The organism is Psychromonas sp. KJ10-10 (genome assembly GCF_047323245.1).
Classification (GTDB): domain Bacteria; phylum Pseudomonadota; class Gammaproteobacteria; order Enterobacterales; family Psychromonadaceae; genus Psychromonas.
The window spans coordinates 1,357,736-1,371,330 of the sequence record NZ_CP178826.1; the positions used below are offsets into that span (position 1 = coordinate 1,357,736).

Sequence of the window (13,595 nt, forward strand, 5' to 3'; positions counted from 1 at the left end):
TTTATATTCTTGCCATTGTAGTTCCTTCTATTTTTAATTTTATCTGCCATTGAAGAGTGTCAAATTTATTGTGGCATACACCTTGCATTGTAAAAACAAGAGGAGAAATTTATGGCGATTAACTTTGATAAAGCATTTGGTATTCATCAGCACACGATTGGAATTCGTTCTCGTCGAACAGAAATATTAGCTGGCAATATTGCCAATGCTGATACGCCTGGATATAAAGCGCGTGATATCAACTTTAAAGATGCATTACAAAATGCAAAAACAAGATCTGGGGTACATTTGAATCGCACCCATGAAAGCCATAAATTTGCTCAATCATTTTCAATGGCACAATCAGGTGAGTTGTATCGTGTCGCAAATCAGCCGGATACTGGCGACGGTAATACTGTTGATACAGAAGTTGAACGAAACTTGTTTATGAAAAATAGTTTGGAATATCAAGCAAGTTTAGATTTTTTAAACAGTAAAATCTCAAGTCTGCGTAAAGCGATTAAAGGTCAATAGTTGATGCGAGGAGAATAATTATGAGTTTATTTAAAGTATTAGATGTTTCAGCAACGGGCATGAGTGCACAATCTCTTCGTTTAAATACCACTGCAAGTAACTTAGCTAATGCTAATAGTGTCAGTAGTAATCGTGATGAAACCTATAAAGCTCGCCACCCAGTATTTGCCGCGGAATTAAATCGTGCCAAGGGGGATTAGCTAGCAGTGTCGGTGTCAAAGTTCAAGGTATTGTAGAAAGTGACGCGCCATTAACTAGAGAGTATGCACCTAATCACCCAAAATCTGATGAAGATGGTTTTATTTTTCATTCTAACGTTAATGTGATGGAAGAAATGGCAAATATGATCAGTGCATCACGCTCTTATCAAACTAATGTACAAATCGCAGATGCGACCAAACAAATGCTAAGCCGAACATTACAAATGGGCAAAAGCTAAGGGTAAGTTATGACTGCTATTAATTCCTATTTAAATTTAACCACACCGCTTACCACAGAGCAAATTGCGCCTAACGCTGAGATTGATGCGGAGCAACAGTTACAACAGGAGGACTTTTTTGCCCTCTTGTCACAACAACTTGCCTACCAAGACCCTTTCGAGCCTGTTGAAAACTCAGAAATGATTGCACAAATGGCCTCCTTCACAACTGCGGAAGGGATAACCAATATGGGCACAGAATTTGCTGGTTTAAAAGAAGTGCTTACTTCTAGCCAAGCATTAGAGGCTTCTTCACTGGTTGGTAAGAAAGTATTGATTCCTGATAATGTTGGTTACCTCGCTGAAAGTGGTGATTTATCTGGTTCAATTAATACCGAAACAGGCGCTTATAATGCCATTGTCAGTGTACAAAATAGTGCTGGAGCGGTTGTTCGAAATATTAACCTAGGTGATATTGGCGCTGGAAATCATCGCTTTTCCTGGGATGGTTTAGACAGTGAAGGAAATCGCTTACCTGAAGGTACTTATACTTTACAAGCGAATGGCACAGTGAATGGTGCCGGAGAAGAATTACTAGTTGCTACTTATGCACATGTTGAAAGTGTTAGCTTAGGTGGCGGACAAACGAGCGTGAATTTAAACCTACAGGGTTTAAATGGTATCGCACTTTCTGATGCAATTGAAGTTGCAGAAAACAAATAAGAGGAAATTATTATGTCTTTTAATATTGCATTAAGTGGGATCTCGGTCGCGCAAACAGACTTAGATACTACGGCAAACAATGTCGCCAATGTTGGCACTGTCGGTTTTAAAGAGTCACGAGCAGAGTTTGAAAGTGTTTATGCTAGCTCCCTATTTACCAATAACGCAACTAAAGTCGGTGATGGTGCTTCAGTGTCTTCAGTGGCACAACAATTTCATCAAGGTAGCCTAAAATTCACACAAAATCCATTAGACTTGGCGATCACTGGTAGTGGTTTTTTTGCTACTGCTGGCGGTTTAGAAGAAAGTGACTTGAGTTATACGCGTGCCGGAGCATTTAAATTAGATAACCAAAACTACATCGTTGATAATGATGGCAATTACTTGCAAGCATTTCCGGTAAATGCAGATGGCACTTCTTCCTCTGTTAGCTTAAGTACAACTGGTGCGATTGCAATACCAGAAACAGCGGGTACACCTGTACAAACCTCAGAGATTAATATGACTCTCAACTTACCCTCTGGTGAAGAGGAATTAGATCCTGCTAACTTTGATCCTGATGATCCAGAGACTTATACTGGTTCTACTTCTGTGACTATTTATGACTCTTTGGGTGGATCTCATATCGCGAGTACTTATTATATCAAGCCTGAAAATGCGACTTATTCTGGTACAAGTAACTGGGTATCTTTTGTTGAAGTTGATGGTGTACCAGTTGATCCAACAGATGGTACTACTTCTATTGCTGGAACCTATGGAGTCGATGATGATGGTGACGGTGCAGTAGACGCAGTTCAAAAAACGGCTAGTTATACTGATGCTGATGGTAATACACATAATGGGGTTGTATTATCATTTAACAGTATTGGTGGCTATTCTGGTAGTAGTCCTGCCACACTTACATATGAGTCATTAGGAATAGACGGTGCCAATGTTTTAGATGCAAGTGCTGATGGCGATCAAAGCTTTACAATCAATTATGACGACCCAACACAATTTGATTCTAGTTTTGAAGTAACCTCACTAGAGCAAGATGGATTAACCGTTGGCCGGTTAACGGGTGTTGAGATTGCAGACGATGGCTTGGTTCAAGCATCATATAGTAATGGCACCTCAGAGGCGTTAGCGCGTGTTGCTATTGTTCGTTTTCGAAATGAACAGGGGTTAACTCAGTCTGGTTCAACTTGGACTGCTTCTCAAACCTCTGGAGACCCGATTGCTGGTGAAGCTGATTCAGGTTCATTTGGGTCGATTAACTCTGCTGCACTTGAACAATCAAACGTCAATTTAACGACAGAATTGGTTGATTTGATTACTGCACAGCGTAACTTCCAGGCAAACTCACGTGCCTTAGAAATTAATAATACCCTACAACAAACTATCCTACAGATTAGATAATTTTAATATCTTTTATAAGTTAATGTTAAAACGCACCTTTTTAGGTGCGTTTTTGTTTCTAGTGATTATTAAATTCTATTGGCACACCTTTTGCATTTCTTTTAAATAACAGTTTAAGTATTAGTTAATAATGTCAGCGTATCGGTTTAGCCGATTAAGGAATGAATATGGATAAGCTTCTTTATATCTCAATGTCAGGTGCTAAAGAAAATATGAATGCTTTAGCTATTCATTCAAATAATCTGGCTAATGCCAATAAAACAGCTTTTAAAGCAAGTTTTGAGCAAGCTCGAAGCATGCAGGTATATGGTCCAGGTCAACCGTCACGGGTTTTTGCTGTCACTGAAGAACCTGGTCAAAATTTTGAAAGTGGAATTTTAAAAACGACTGGACGTAACCTTGATATATCAGTGAAAGGTGAGGGCTGGTTTGTTGTTAAATCTGAATTAGGTGGTGAAGGCTTGACCCGTGCTGGTGGCTTGAATATTAATCCAGATGGTTTCTTGGTTGATAGTAATGGCAGTGAAGTACTTGATGATCGAGGGTTGGAAATTTTTGTCCAGTTACCGGTAGAAAAATTTAATATTCGCCAAGATGGTGTATTAGAAATTCGACCAGCAGGTGCCCCTGCGGATGGGTTAGAAGATGTTGCTCAGTTGAAATTGGTTAATCCAGATGTCAAAGATTTGATGCGTGGTGAAGATGGTCTATTTAGACGAATAGATGGTCAAGATGCCGAGTTTGACCCCGATGTTCGTATACTTAATGGCACTTTAGAAGCCTCAAATGTCAATTTAAGTAGTGAGTTAACCAGTTTAATTAATTTGCAACGCCATTTTGAAATGCAGATAAAAATGATGAAAAAGGCTGAAGAAATAGATGAAAGCTCAGAGTCACTATTGCGTGTTGTGTAAGCAAGGTTACTTTTTAGTTTTAAACAGTTTAAGGAGAAGTTTATGCATCCCGCTTTATGGATAAGTAAAACTGGGTTAGATGCCCAACAAACAAATGTATCCACTATTTCTAATAACCTAGCGAATGCGAGCACAGTAGGTTTTAAAAAGAGTCGAGCGATTTTTGAAGATTTATTGTATCAAAACATTAATCAACCGGGTGCAAATGCGACTCAAAACTCTAAATTACCATCGGGGTTAATGATTGGTTCCGGTGCAAAAGTGGTTGCAGTGCAAAAAGACTTTGACCAAGGTAACGTGCTGACCACTAATAACTCTTTGGATATTATGATAGATGGCGATGGTTTTTTTGAAATTGAAATGCCAGATGGTAGCTCTTCATATACACGTAATGGACAATTTCAATTGAATGAAGAGGGGATCATCGTTACTCCTGGTTCTGGGTATCCATTATTACCACAAATTCAAATTCCAAATGATGCTGAGTCTATTAGTGTTGGTGCCGAAGGTGAGGTATCAGTACGAATTGCAGGGCAAGCTGAGAACCAAGTTGTCGGTCAGCTCAATGTTAATGGTTTTATTAATCCATCGGGTTTAGAGCCATTAGGAGAAAATCTTTACTCTGAAACAGGAGCCAGTGGGGTCGCTATTCAAGGTGTACCTGGTGCAGATGGCATGGGTTTTGTACGTCAAGGCATGCTGGAAACATCTAATGTAAATGTTACTGAAGAATTGGTTAACCTTATTGAAAGTCAGCGCGTTTATGAGATGAACTCTAAGGTTATCTCTGCGGTGGATGAGATGCTTTCATACGTAAGCCAACAATTATAATAGGGGGATTTATGATTAAACTCACTTTACTATTAAGCTTATCGGTCTTAGCTGGTTGTACTTCATTACCCAATGAAGAGGTCAGAAATGATCCTGAATATGCACCTGTAGAACCGATTGAACCAAGCGTCGATGTGGTAAATACAGGATCATTATTCCAAGTAAACTATTCTAATAACTTATATTCCGATAAAAAAGCACATCGTATTGGTGACATCATTACGGTTTATTTGCAAGAGTCCACTTCTGCTAATAAAACTGCAGGTACTAGTCGAGCTAAATCAAATAGTTATGATTTAAATCTTGACCCAATGACATTACCCGGAAGTGGTACTATCCCGCTAGCTGTTTCAGGGCTGGGAGTTGGTTTAAGTCAAGATAGTGCCTTTACTGGTGATGCTGATGCTGACCAAAGTAATAGTTTACAGGGTAGCATTACCGTGAATGTGGTTAGAGTTTTAAGTAATGGCAACTTAGTCATCCGAGGCGAAAAGTGGTTAATGCTTAATAATGGCGATGAATATGTACGTATTAAAGGTGTTATTCGTTCTGAAGATGTTAGTTCTGATAATTCGGTTTCATCAATGCGAGTTGCCAATGCGCGTATTGAATATGGTGGTACAGGGGACTTTGCTAATACGCAGAGACAGGGATGGTTATCATCATTCTTTAATGGTCCTTTCTGGCCTATTTAAGCGTTAAATTATCCTAAGGAGTAGCGCATGAGTTTATTTAAAAAAGCATTAGCGAGTTTATTAATTGTTTCTTTTTCTATTAGTGCCTTTGGTGCTCGTATTAAAGATGTCGCCAGTGTACAAGGAGTTCGTAGTAACCAATTAGTGGGCTACGGATTAGTGGTTGGTTTACCGGGGACTGGCGAAAGCAGTAGTAAATTCACTGAACAAGCCTTCTCTACTATGCTTCGGAACTTTGGTATTAATATTCCTTCTGGTGAAACATTAAAAATTAAAAACGTTGCTCCCGTAGCTATCACCGCAGAGTTAAAGGCCTTTGCAAAACGAGGCCAGAAAATTGACATAACAGTGTCAGCTATTGGTCAAGCTAAAAGCCTACGTGGTGGTGAATTATTACAAACATTCTTAAAAGGGGTTGATGGTAACGTTTATGCCTTAGCACAAGGCAGTTTAGTGGTTGGTGGATTAGGTGCAGAGGGCGCAGACGGCTCAAAAGTGGTGATTAATACACCCACTGTTGGTCGTATTTCCAATGGAGCTATTGTTGAAAGAGAAATCGTATCACCATTTTCTTTGGGTGATAGTATTACTTTTAACCTACATCAATCAGATTTTACGACTGCTAAACGCTTAGCTGATACGATTAATAATCTAGTTGGTCCAAATACTGCGTCTTTAGTTGATGCAACTTCTGTGAGAGTACTTGCTCCTCGACAAATATCGCAACGAGTATCTTATCTTGCGACCCTGGAGAACCTTACCTTTGAGCCTGCGCGTAGCGGTGCCAAGATTATAGTTAACTCACGTACGGGGACTATTGTTGTAGGTCAAGATGTGAAGTTATTACCAACAGCAATAACACATGGTGGAATTAGTGTTACGGTGACAGAGAATCCAAATGTTTCACAGCCGAATCCTTTTGCAGAAGGTACAACAGAACCTATTGAAAATAGTACGATTAATGTTACCCAAGAAGATAGCCGTATGTTCAGATTTGATACGGGTGTTAACTTAAATGACTTAGTACGTGCCGTAAACGAGGTTGGTCTTGCCCCTGGTGATTTAATGGCAATACTCGAAGCATTAAAACAAGCAGGTGCGCTAGAAGGTGAATTGATTATTATTTAATATTTAGGCTGTAAGGCTGTAATGCTTATAGCCTTACAGCCTTCAAGCTTTTAATTTATTACAACGTCATTGCCGCAATCCAACCAAATGCGATCAATGGTAGATTGTAATGAATAAAAGTTGGTACTACCGTTTCCCAAATATGCTCATGTTTCCCATCACTGTTAAGTCCTGATGTTGGCCCTAAAGTAGAATCCGAGGCTGGAGAGCCGGCATCACCCAAAGCGACAGCTGTGCCAACTAAGGCAATAGTTGCCATAGGGGAAAAACCAAAGGCTATCGCTAATGGAACATAAATAGTGGCAATAATTGGAATGGTTGAAAATGATGAGCCAATGCCCATAGTCACCAATAAACCAATGATTAACATTAATAATGCAACTAATGCTTTGTTATTGCCGATACTATCACTCAAATAAGCAACTAATGTTTCAACGCCACCTGTTGCTTTCATGACAGCCGCAAAACCGGCCGCTGTGACCATAATAAAGCCAATCATCGCCATCATATGAACGCCTTTAGTAAAGACATCCTGTGTTTCTTTCCAAGCAATAACACCACCGACAGTAAAAACAACAAAACCTGCCAAGGCACCAATAATCATAGATCCAGAATAGAGTTGTGCGCTTAGGGTCGTCAGAATAGCAATACTTGCTACCACAATATGACGTTTATTAACCTGTGTAATAGTTGAAGCTGTTTCTGTTGTTGCGACTGACTGTTTTATCATTTGTATCATCACTGCTGTAGTCACGCGGTTTACGATAACTAAAAATACTGCAATTAATAATCCAGTTACCATGCCAAGTGCGGGTAATATCATCGCGGTTGGCACCTTTGCCGCTGTTGCTTCAAGTCCATTAGCATGTAAGTTTTTCAGTAAAATGTTATGTAAAAAAATACCACCAAAACCAACTGGCAACACCATGTATGGAGTGATTAAACCAAAGGCCAATACACAGGCAACTAAACGTCTATCAATACGCAATTTGGCAAAAACACTGAGTAATGGTGGAATGAGGATAGGTATAAAAGCAATATGCACAGGAATAATATTTTGTGAAGAAACAGCAATTAATAAAATACTTGTTAATACAGCATATTTTATTGCTATAGATAGGTTATCAGGGTGATGACCGTGTAAGCGCTTAATAACTGTTTGCGCTAATAAATCAGTAATACCTGACTTAGATATAGCAACGGCAAAAGCGCCAAGCATTGCATAACTAAGTGCAATTGTTGCACCACCACCAAGGCCACTTTCGAAAGCGCTTACAGTGTCAGCTATAGATAGCCCCGAACTTAATCCGCCAACAAGGGCGCTAAGTGTTAATGCGATAACAACATTAATGCGCATCAAAGACAAAATAAGCATCAAACAGACTGCGAGTAAAACTGGATTCATATTCATTATTTCCCATAAATTTTAAAGGGGCATTCTACGATACTAAGTTTGTATATCAATGCAAAAAACAATTAGTTTTCATCATTCTTAAATCATTATGGCATCATTATTGCTTTGCTTAGATAAAGCGCAAAAGAATGGCGAAAATGGGGCTAATTATGGCGAATAATGCGGTAACAGAATCGAGTAATTACTTTGATCTACAGGGGTTAGATCAGTTGCGTCAAAAGGCGCAGGCTAATAGTAAAGAATCGATCCGTGAAGTGGCTAATCAATTTGAGTCAATGTTTGCCTCTATGTTGATTAAGTCGATGCGTCAAGCAAATGAAGCATTTGAAACAGATAGCCCATTTAATAATAAAAACACAAAATTTTATACTGATATGCAAGACAAGCAACTTGCTCTAGACATCAGTCGACATGGCTCACTTGGCCTAGCTGACGCCTTAGTGAGGCAGTTAGACCCTATGTCTATTGCACGCCCGGATGCTATCGATCAAGATCAACTTAGCATGCCAAATAGTAATGCTTCTCAGATGTTGGATATTAATAAAGCATTGCCAGAAATTGATTTTAATAAGCCAGATCAAACCCCTGCATCGATGATGTCTTTTGCTCAACCTCAGGTCACAAGTAATAGCCATAATAGCACCCAAGATAGCGAAAAAATGCTTATTACTAGCGAGTCAAACAATAAAAAAGTTATTAATAATGAAAGTAAACCTTTCACAGATCAAAAGTCTTTTATTGACACTTTAATGCCCTATGCCAAAAAAGTGGCAAAAACACTGGGTATTTCACCTGTCGCGTTAATTGCGCAATCGGCGTTGGAAACTGGATGGGGCAAAAAAATAATAAACGGTGCTGATAATCAAAGTAGTTTCAACCTATTTAATATTAAAGCTCATAGAGGTTGGCAGGGCGATAAGGTTTCTAAAAATAGCCTTGAAGTTGAAAATGGTGTCGGCGTGCGGCGTCGTTCGGATTTCAGACGTTATGATGGTTACTCACAAAGCTTTAATGATTATGAACAATTTATGAACAATAACCAGCGTTACAAAGAAGCCTTACAGCAAGGGACAAATGCCGATCGTTATGTTGAAGAATTACAAAAAGCAGGTTATGCAACGGATCCAAAGTATGCAGAGAAAATAAAACAAATCATGAATAACGAAACATTTAAAGCGACTATTGCGCAAGGGGAATCAAATGGCTGATCTATTTCAAATTGGTTTATCGGGTATTTACTCGTCTCAAGCAAAACTAAGCACAACCAGCCACAATATTGCCAATATTAGTACTGAAGGTTATTCTCGTCAGTCTGTGGTCTCAGAAACGGCTGGTGCAGAGCGTTATGGTGATTATTTTATTGGTACAGGTTCTATTGTCGCTGGAGTTGAGCGAGCCTATGATCAGTTTGCGTTTACAGAAAATAACTTAAATACCTCTAACCTTGGTTACGCAACAGAAACTTATGAACAAAATAATCAGATGGATATGTTACTTTCCGATGAAAGTACTTCAATAACACAACCTGTTTTAGAAGTCTTTGAATCAATCTCTGGTGTTGCTGATAATCCTAATATGTTGGAATCTAGAACCGTGTTTTTAGAATCTGCGGGTAATATGGTCAGTCAATATAATCGTTTGTATGAAAATCTAGAGATCCAATATAGTAATATCAATAACGATATTGTTAATTCGGCACAAACCATTAATCAATTAGCAGACAATATTTCTTCTTTAAACCAACAAATATCATCACTACTCGGTAGCGGTAATGCAAGTAATACCAATGATTTATTTGACCAACGTGATAAAGCTATTAATGAGCTAAGTGAGTTTGTAGATGTATCTGCTGTTACTACCGATAACGGCATGATGAATGTTTATATCGGTAGCGGACAAGCATTAGTTATGGGCAGTGATGTATTAACCTTAACCACAGTTAATGGAGATCCAGACCCCGCTCGCAAAGAGTTAGCGTTAACTAACGGTGATCACATATCATTAATTAACGGTGAACGTTTAGGTGGTAAATTATCTGCCCTGTTTGAAACGCGTAATAATGATTTAGAACGTGCTTTTAATCAGATAGGTCAAAATGTCATCGGTTTGACGCACTCTATTAATGAACAACAAAAAGAGGGGCTGACTCTTGAGGGAGAAATCGGTACAGACCTGTTTAATGATGTGAATTCTCAGGACTCAATGGAAAGTCGTGTGTTAGCTCATAATGATGGTCTGGGAGAGGCACTGTTAACTGTTCGTATTGATGACTTAAGTAGTTTAACCGCTGATGAATTTGATTTAGTGGTTGATGATTATCAGGTCGCTACGGCGAGTTCCCCTGAAACTATTACCTTTACCTCGACTAATCGCACAACGGGTGAAACAAGTACTTCAACCGTTGATATGTCTGTATCACAGCGTCTAGAAATTCCTAACTCAGGGATAAGTGTCGGTATAGATTCGATTACCTCTTTGAGTGCAGGGAAAGAGTTCACTTTAAGACCAACACGATTAGCCGCTCAAGAGGTAACATTACAACATAAAGATGTCGCAAAAGTGGTCACCGCTGATTCTGAAATAAAAACAGTAGCAAGCTCTGATAATACAGGTACTGCTGTTTTACGTACTAACTCGATATTGGGCAATACACTTGACTTGGGAGAAGATAACCTCTTTGTGACGATTAATATTACCGCTATTGATGCCACAACGGGCGAAGTTTCCTATGATGTATTAGATACAAATGGCACTGCTATTTCATCTTTAAGTGGAACAACAACGCCTGATTTATTAACTGGAAAAGCAACTTTTGCCTTTGCTGGTGTGGAAGTTGAAATGATTTCTGGTTCTTTGGCTACTAACGACACATTTACGCTAAATTATAATGAAACCGGTGATGGCGATAATCGTAATATAATGAAAATGGCAGATTTGCAAACTCAGAAAATTATGAATAATAATAAAGCTACCTTTGCTGATGTTTATAATGGCATGTTATCAGAGGTAGGTGCAAAAACCGCCAATGCAGATATTTCAATGCAATCTGCGACTATTCTTCAAAGCCAATCATATGATCGTATTCAAGCCTTGAGCGGTGTAAACATGGATGAAGAAGTCGCAAATTTATTACAATTTCAACAACACTATAGCGTGGCGACTCGTGTCATTTCTGTGGCATCTGAACTGTTTGACACTATTTTACAAGTCGCGCGATAAACTTGATTGGTAATCTTTGTTAGCAAAGTATGTCTCGCTAAAGAAAAATAAATCTACTCTTTTTAGCGGGTAGATTTTGCTAGCTTAATTCCCTTTCTAAATATAAGCACCAACATCCCTATCTAATTCTTGACCCATACGAAATATTTTTTGGAATGATTTTTGCATTTATTTAAATGTAATAGGCCATTCGCTTAAATAGTATGAAAGAGAGACAATTATGCGTATTTCTACCCAAATGTTTTATCAACGTAATCTTAATAATATGTTGGATAATCAAAGTACATTAAGTCAGCAAAATATGCACTTATCTACGCAGAAGCGTGTTATGTACGGTTCTGATGATGCTGTGGCTATTTCAACGATTCAGCGTTTAAAGCAAGAATTAAGTGTAGGAGAGCAAAATCTTCAGAATGCAGATATGGCTGAAGGGGCTAATGCTCTTGAAGATACCGCTTTAACACAGGTGACTAATATTTTACAGCGCGTTCGTGAGTTAACCGTGACTGCGGGTAATGATACCTATAGTGCTGAAAATAGAGAAGTGATTGCCGAAGAGTTAGAGGGGTTGCTTGATGAGCTGGTTGGGGTTGCAAATACTAAAGATGGTAATAGTCAGTATATTTTTGCGGGCTATGAGGTTGATACAAAACCTTTTCAAAAAGATGAATTTGGCCTTGTGGAATATGAAGGTGATGATGGAAGTAGCTTTTATAAAGTGGGCCCAGGAGTATTAGTACAGGGATATGATTCAGGTGCCTCGGTATTTGAAAATATTTCAGAGGGAAATGGGACTTTTGTTTCCGAAGGCAGTGTTAATAATACCGGTTCAGGTGTGGTTAGTTCAGCTTCTGTTATTGATAAAAATGCGACAAGAGATTTTGTCGATCAAGATTATGCCATTGTGTTTGCAGAGCCCAGCGCGGGGGCTGATGTTGAGTATTCTGTTTATGGTCTAGATGACGAAAGCGCAACAGGTAATGCAAATGTAAAAATTTCTCAGGTAGACGATGCATCTTCACCTATTACAGGACTATATCCAGAAACCGGGAGTTCTGTTGATATTCAATTTATTGCAACTGCGAATGCTAATGAGTTTGAAATTCAAGTAAACGGCGTGTCTTCTTTACCTACAATTTATGACAGTAGTAATACTGACATGCAGGAATTAACAATTAACGGCGTTAGCCTTGAAGTTGATGGTGTGCCAAATGCTGACGATACTTATTCGATGATAAAATATGTGGAACCGACCTTGTATGTCGAAGGGCAGTCAATAGAATTTAATGGTATTAAAACTGGAGTGCGAGGAAATGTTGAAACTGGAGATAGCTTTACATTGACGCAAAGTGGTGAAAAATCTGTTTTTTCAACCATTCAAGATACCATTGATTCATTAAGAGTCCCCGGTGATGATGATGTCGCTAAAGCGCAGCGATGAAATGAAACTAGAAATGTCACTGTCACAGATTGATAATGCCATGAGTAATGTTACTAGTATCCATACGGCATTAGGTTCGCGCATGCGTACTATTGATAACCAACGTGAATCAACGCTCGACTTTAACTTAACAAACCAAAAGACGTTATCAAACCTAGAAGACTTAGATATGGTCGCGCTATCAGTGAATTCCAGTTACAAATGAGTCAATTAGAAGTTTCACAACAAACCTTTATTCAGCTTCAGTCCTTAAGTTTATTTAACTTAATTTAGTTTTAGATTAATCCTTTTTTATTTGAGATATTACTTTGAGGCTGGAAAAGGTTTTAAACAATAGAATACAATACCTGCAATAGCACCGTATAAATGCGCATTAACTAAAACCGGTGCGTCGATTAATTCAATAGTGCTTTGCTGTGCCCCATAAACTTGTTCGTATAGTATTTTTATAATAAGTGCGATGCCTAAAATAGCTCCCCATTTACTTTTTTGTTGAACATCATGCGCGACTGCATAGCTAAATAATGCATGTAATACTCCCGAAAACCCCACATACCAAATAATCTCTGGTTCAAGGTAAAAAAGAGTCAAAGCAATAAAGACGCTACTAAAAAAATCACAGGTAGCGGTGATTGTTTTTTAAAGGTATCTATAAATAATACTAAAGTGACCACTAAGCCGAGTAAATTCATGGCAAGGTGATAAAAGTTAGTGTGGCAAAAAGTGGCCGTTATTAAGCGCCAAAATTGCAACTGCTCAATTCCAGTGTGGTAATATGCGAGTAATTCACTACTTTGTGGCTCAAAAAAGTAGACTAACAATGTTATTATTATTAATAGCATCGTTTCAATTAACAGTGAAAGCATGCACTTCCTTTTTTAAAGTGTCTATTTAAGGTATT

Annotated in this window: 14 protein-coding genes and 1 pseudogene; 12 read left to right on the plus strand and 3 right to left on the minus strand. The window is 38.6% G+C overall.

The features are described from left to right. The first annotated feature begins 111 nt into the window (after positions 1 to 111). The 8 genes and pseudogenes from flgB (at position 112) to ACLKMH_RS07780 (ending at position 6,620) form a co-directional block, all read left to right on the plus strand. Positions 112 to 513: a flagellar basal body rod protein FlgB gene (gene flgB, locus ACLKMH_RS07745; RefSeq protein ID WP_413701499.1), complete on the plus strand. Its 402-nt coding sequence runs from the start codon at positions 112 to 114 to the stop codon at positions 511 to 513. Between the two features lie 20 nt (positions 514 to 533). Next, positions 534 to 952: pseudogene (flgC, locus tag ACLKMH_RS07750) on the plus strand (flagellar basal body rod protein FlgC). A 9-nt stretch (positions 953 to 961) separates the two neighbouring features. Then, positions 962 to 1,654, plus strand: coding sequence for a flagellar hook assembly protein FlgD (locus ACLKMH_RS07755; RefSeq protein ID WP_413701500.1), 693 nt, complete (start codon positions 962 to 964; stop codon positions 1,652 to 1,654). A 12-nt stretch (positions 1,655 to 1,666) separates the two neighbouring features. Continuing rightward, the gene (gene flgE, locus ACLKMH_RS07760; protein WP_413701501.1) at positions 1,667 to 3,052 is read left to right on the plus strand and encodes a flagellar hook protein FlgE; all 1,386 of its coding nucleotides are present in this window, start codon (positions 1,667 to 1,669) and stop codon (positions 3,050 to 3,052) included. Positions 3,053 to 3,219: 167 nt separating this feature from the next. Then, positions 3,220 to 3,966, plus strand: a complete 747-nt coding sequence (locus ACLKMH_RS07765; protein WP_413701502.1) for a flagellar basal body rod protein FlgF — start codon at positions 3,220 to 3,222, stop codon at positions 3,964 to 3,966. Between the two features lie 42 nt (positions 3,967 to 4,008). Further along, the gene (gene flgG / locus ACLKMH_RS07770) at positions 4,009 to 4,797 is read left to right on the plus strand and encodes a flagellar basal-body rod protein FlgG (protein WP_413701503.1); all 789 of its coding nucleotides are present in this window, start codon (positions 4,009 to 4,011) and stop codon (positions 4,795 to 4,797) included. 11 nt (positions 4,798 to 4,808) lie between these two features. Next, the gene (gene flgH, locus ACLKMH_RS07775; RefSeq protein ID WP_413701504.1) at positions 4,809 to 5,492 is read left to right on the plus strand and encodes a flagellar basal body L-ring protein FlgH; all 684 of its coding nucleotides are present in this window, start codon (positions 4,809 to 4,811) and stop codon (positions 5,490 to 5,492) included. A gap of 27 nt (positions 5,493 to 5,519) precedes the next feature. After that, complete coding sequence (locus ACLKMH_RS07780; protein ID WP_413701505.1) at positions 5,520 to 6,620, plus strand: flagellar basal body P-ring protein FlgI; 1,101 nt, start codon at positions 5,520 to 5,522, stop codon at positions 6,618 to 6,620. A 58-nt stretch (positions 6,621 to 6,678) separates the two neighbouring features. On the opposite strand, the gene ACLKMH_RS07785 is transcribed toward ACLKMH_RS07780, so the two are convergent. Further along, complete coding sequence (locus ACLKMH_RS07785; RefSeq protein WP_413701506.1) at positions 6,679 to 8,031, minus strand: Na+/H+ antiporter family protein; 1,353 nt, start codon at positions 8,029 to 8,031, stop codon at positions 6,679 to 6,681. Positions 8,032 to 8,183: 152 nt separating this feature from the next. Between ACLKMH_RS07785 and flgJ the strand changes: the two genes are divergently transcribed. From flgJ to ACLKMH_RS07805, 4 genes are all read left to right on the plus strand, one after another. Further along, positions 8,184 to 9,242: a flagellar assembly peptidoglycan hydrolase FlgJ gene (gene flgJ / locus ACLKMH_RS07790; protein ID WP_413701507.1), complete on the plus strand. Its 1,059-nt coding sequence runs from the start codon at positions 8,184 to 8,186 to the stop codon at positions 9,240 to 9,242. Further along, positions 9,235 to 11,253, plus strand: coding sequence for a flagellar hook-associated protein FlgK (gene flgK / locus ACLKMH_RS07795; RefSeq protein ID WP_413701508.1), 2,019 nt, complete (start codon positions 9,235 to 9,237; stop codon positions 11,251 to 11,253). The genes flgJ and flgK overlap by 8 nt, the downstream gene beginning before the upstream one ends. A 220-nt stretch (positions 11,254 to 11,473) precedes the next feature. After that, positions 11,474 to 12,694, plus strand: a complete 1,221-nt coding sequence (flgL, locus tag ACLKMH_RS07800) for a flagellar hook-associated protein FlgL (protein ID WP_413701509.1) — start codon at positions 11,474 to 11,476, stop codon at positions 12,692 to 12,694. 1 nt (position 12,695) lies between these two features. Further along, positions 12,696 to 12,899 (plus strand): hypothetical protein, encoded by a 204-nt coding sequence (locus tag ACLKMH_RS07805; RefSeq protein WP_413701510.1) that lies wholly within the window; start codon positions 12,696 to 12,698, stop codon positions 12,897 to 12,899. A gap of 98 nt (positions 12,900 to 12,997) precedes the next feature. Here the strand turns inward: ACLKMH_RS07805 and rrtA are convergent, their stop codons facing one another. Together rrtA and ACLKMH_RS07815 are read right to left on the minus strand one after the other, a co-directional pair. Next, complete coding sequence (gene rrtA, locus ACLKMH_RS07810; RefSeq protein ID WP_413701511.1) at positions 12,998 to 13,285, minus strand: rhombosortase; 288 nt, start codon at positions 13,283 to 13,285, stop codon at positions 12,998 to 13,000. Further along, positions 13,282 to 13,560 (minus strand): rhomboid family intramembrane serine protease, encoded by a 279-nt coding sequence (locus ACLKMH_RS07815; protein WP_413701512.1) that lies wholly within the window; start codon positions 13,558 to 13,560, stop codon positions 13,282 to 13,284. The genes rrtA and ACLKMH_RS07815 overlap by 4 nt, the downstream gene beginning before the upstream one ends. Positions 13,561 to 13,595: the final 35 nt, after the last annotated feature.

Excerpts from the sequence above, each read along its gene's own strand:
- flgG (WP_413701503.1), top strand. The coding sequence starts at position 4,009 with ATGCATCCCGCTTTATGGATAAGTAAAACTGGGTTAGATGCCCAACAA.
- ACLKMH_RS07780 (WP_413701505.1), top strand. The coding sequence starts at position 5,520 with ATGAGTTTATTTAAAAAAGCATTAGCGAGTTTATTAATTGTTTCTTTT.
- ACLKMH_RS07785 (WP_413701506.1), bottom strand. The coding sequence starts at position 8,031 with ATGAATATGAATCCAGTTTTACTCGCAGTCTGTTTGATGCTTATTTTG.
- flgB (WP_413701499.1), top strand. The coding sequence starts at position 112 with ATGGCGATTAACTTTGATAAAGCATTTGGTATTCATCAGCACACGATT.
- flgH (WP_413701504.1), top strand. The coding sequence starts at position 4,809 with ATGATTAAACTCACTTTACTATTAAGCTTATCGGTCTTAGCTGGTTGT.
- flgJ (WP_413701507.1), top strand. The coding sequence starts at position 8,184 with ATGGCGAATAATGCGGTAACAGAATCGAGTAATTACTTTGATCTACAG.
- ACLKMH_RS07755 (WP_413701500.1), top strand. The coding sequence starts at position 962 with ATGACTGCTATTAATTCCTATTTAAATTTAACCACACCGCTTACCACA.
- ACLKMH_RS07765 (WP_413701502.1), top strand. The coding sequence starts at position 3,220 with ATGGATAAGCTTCTTTATATCTCAATGTCAGGTGCTAAAGAAAATATG.
- flgL (WP_413701509.1), top strand. The coding sequence starts at position 11,474 with ATGCGTATTTCTACCCAAATGTTTTATCAACGTAATCTTAATAATATG.
- ACLKMH_RS07805 (WP_413701510.1), top strand. The coding sequence starts at position 12,696 with ATGAAACTAGAAATGTCACTGTCACAGATTGATAATGCCATGAGTAAT.
- flgK (WP_413701508.1), top strand. The coding sequence starts at position 9,235 with ATGGCTGATCTATTTCAAATTGGTTTATCGGGTATTTACTCGTCTCAA.
- ACLKMH_RS07815 (WP_413701512.1), bottom strand. The coding sequence starts at position 13,560 with ATGCTTTCACTGTTAATTGAAACGATGCTATTAATAATAATAACATTG.
- flgE (WP_413701501.1), top strand. The coding sequence starts at position 1,667 with ATGTCTTTTAATATTGCATTAAGTGGGATCTCGGTCGCGCAAACAGAC.